The organism is Streptomyces sp. NPDC085944 (genome assembly GCF_040686295.1).
GTDB classification, from domain to species: domain Bacteria; phylum Actinomycetota; class Actinomycetes; order Streptomycetales; family Streptomycetaceae; genus Streptomyces; species Streptomyces salinarius.
Genome location: NZ_JBFBJX010000050.1, coordinates 1 through 2,606, shown reverse-complemented (window position 1 = coordinate 2,606; position 2,606 = coordinate 1). Strand labels below are relative to the sequence as shown.

Sequence of the window (2,606 nt, the reverse complement as noted above, 5' to 3'; positions counted from 1 at the left end):
AACGCCGTCACAAAAGCCACCGGCACCGACGCCGCCTCAACAAACGACCACCCCTCCGGAACCCCCACCACCACCCGCTCATCCACCACGACGGAGGACCGGAACGCGTCCTGCCAGACGCCCATGACCCGGTCGCCCACCGCGACACCCGTCACGCGGGAGCCGATGGCGGTGACCACGCCGGCACCCTCGCTGCCCATCCGCGCGCTCTCCGCGTCCGGGTACATGCCCAGCGGGATCAGCACGTCGCGGAAGTTGAGGCCGACGGCGCGGACGTCGACGCGCACCTCGTGCTCGTCCAGGGCGCGGTCGCCGCGGTCCTCGGGCGCCGGGCCCCAGGCGATCCCTTCGAGGGTGCCGTTTCCGGCGTGGGTGAGCTGCCGTGCCCCGGCCGGGTCCTCGCCGTGCACCGGGACCGTTTCCGGACGTTCCCCCACCGGGGCAGTCGTCGTCGCGTCGCCGCGCACCAGGCGCGGGGCGAGGATCTCGTCGCCCCGGACGGCGAGTTGGGGCTCGCGCGAGGAGAGGGCGCGCGACACCGTCACGGGGGCCGCGGGGGTGTGGCCGAGGACGTCGAGGAGGAGGAAGCGCCCGGGGTGCTCGGTCTGTGCCGAACGCACCAGGCCCCATACGGGCGCGGCCGCGAGGTGGTCCATGCGTTCCCCGTCGTGGACGTGGACGGCTCCGCCGGTCACGAGGACCAGCCGGGACTGCGCGAAGTGCTCGCCGGACAGCCACTGCTGCACGAGGTCCAGCGCGTGCAGGGCGGTGCGTTCGGCGTCCGCGGCCATGTCGCCGCCGGTGTCCTGCAACGCGCCGGTCCGCAGGTCCACCAGGACGTGCCCGGGTGCCGCCGTTCCGCCGTCCGCCAGGCGTACCGCCAGTGCTCCCAGGTCGGCGCATCCCGAGTAGGCCGGGTCCGTCGCGGGGAGGCCGGGGGCCGTCTCCCCGAGCACCGCGACGCGCGGAGGTTCGTCGTCCCGGGACGGGTCCGGTACGCGGGTCCAGGCGACCCGGTGGGCTGCGGCGACGCCGTTCTCGGGCGGGGCGGGCAGGCGCGCCTCGTCGAGCGGACGCGTCAGTAGTCCGTCGGCGGACAGGACCGGCAGACCCGCGTTGTCCGTGACCCGTACCGAGAAGGCGCCCCCGGCCGTCGGGGCAAGCGTGGCCCGCACCCGTTCGGCTCCGGTGGCATGGAGGGTGGCGCCGGTCCAGAGGAAGGGCAGCCGGCCGATGTGCTCGTCCTCCGCGCAGGCCGGCCAGGCGTGCAGGGCGGCGTCGAGGAGGGCCGGGTGGATGCCGAAGCCGGCCACGTCCGCGCCGGGCAGTTCGGCTTCGGCGAACAGCTCGCCCGCCGGCCCGCGCCAGACCCGCGTGAGTCCTCGGAACGCCGCTCCGTACGTGAGGCCCTGCTCGTGCAGCCGCTCGTAGAGTCCCGTGACGTCCACGGGCTGCGCGTCCGCCGGGGGCCAGTTCTCGCAGGTCACGGGCTCCTGGTGCTCCTCGGGGGCCACGGGTTCCCGGCGCCCGGTGCCGTTCACGAGCGTCGCCCGTGCGTGCCGTACCCAGTCCGCCTCCTGGGGCGCGGCGTCCTGGAGCCGGGCGTGGACGTCCACCGCGCGGCTGCCGTCCGCCGCGGCCCCGGCCACCAGCACCTGTACCTGGGTCGGCCTGGACGCGTCCAGGAGCAGCGGGGTCTCCAGGGTCAGTTCCTCCACCCGGTCGCAGCCGACCGCGTCCCCGGCGCGCAGGACCATGTCCAGCAGTGCCGTACCCGGCACCAGTACGCGCCCGCGTACGGAGTGGTCGCGCAGCCAGGGCTGTTCCCGCGGCGAGAGGCGTCCGGTGAGCAGGATTCCGCCGGTCCCGGGAAGCGGCACCGCGCTGCCGAGCAGGGCGTGGCCGGTGGCCTCCGCGCCGTCCTGGTGCGCGTGCGTGGCGCGACGGGCGGCGCCGCCGTCCGCCACCCAGAAGCGGCGGTGCTGGAAGGCGTACGTGGGCAGCTCGACCCGCCGGGTCGCGCGGCCTTCGTAGGAGCGGGCCCACTGCACGGGTACGCCGGTGACGAATGCCTCGGCGAGCGAGCGCAGCAAGCGCGGCCGGCCGCCGTCGTCGCGGCGCAGGGTGCCCGTGACGGACACGTCCGTGCCGTGGTCCTCGGCGGTGATCTGGATCCCGGTGGTCAGCACCGGATGCGCGCTCGCCTCGACGAACCTGCGGAACCCGGCGTCGAGCAGGGCGCGGACGGTGTCCTCGAAGCGGACGGTGGAGCGCAGGTTGCGGTACCAGTAGGCGCCGTCCAGTTCGGTGTGGGCGAGGTCGCCTCCGGTCACCGTGGAGAAGAACGGTATCCGCGCCGGCCGCGGCACCACGTCGGCTGCCGCCTTCTCGACCTGGGTCCGGATGTTCTCCACCTGTGCGGAGTGTGAGGCGTAGTCGACCGGGATGCGCCGGGCCCGAATGCCGCGGGCCTCGCAGTCGGCCATCAGGGCGTCGAGTGCCGCCGTGCCACCGGAGACCACGGTGGATCCGGGCCCGTTCACCGCGGCGACCGTGACCTCCTCCCCGTAGCCGGCGAGGAGCCGTTCCACCTCGGCGAGGGGCCG

1 protein-coding gene is annotated in these 2,606 nt (G+C 75.0%); it reads right to left on the bottom strand.

The window, feature by feature from the left end; genetic code table 11:
* Nucleotides 1–2,606, bottom strand: a 2,606-nt coding sequence (locus AB0P07_RS36690; RefSeq protein ID WP_365558750.1) for an acyltransferase domain-containing protein, incomplete at both ends; no start/stop codon positions are given.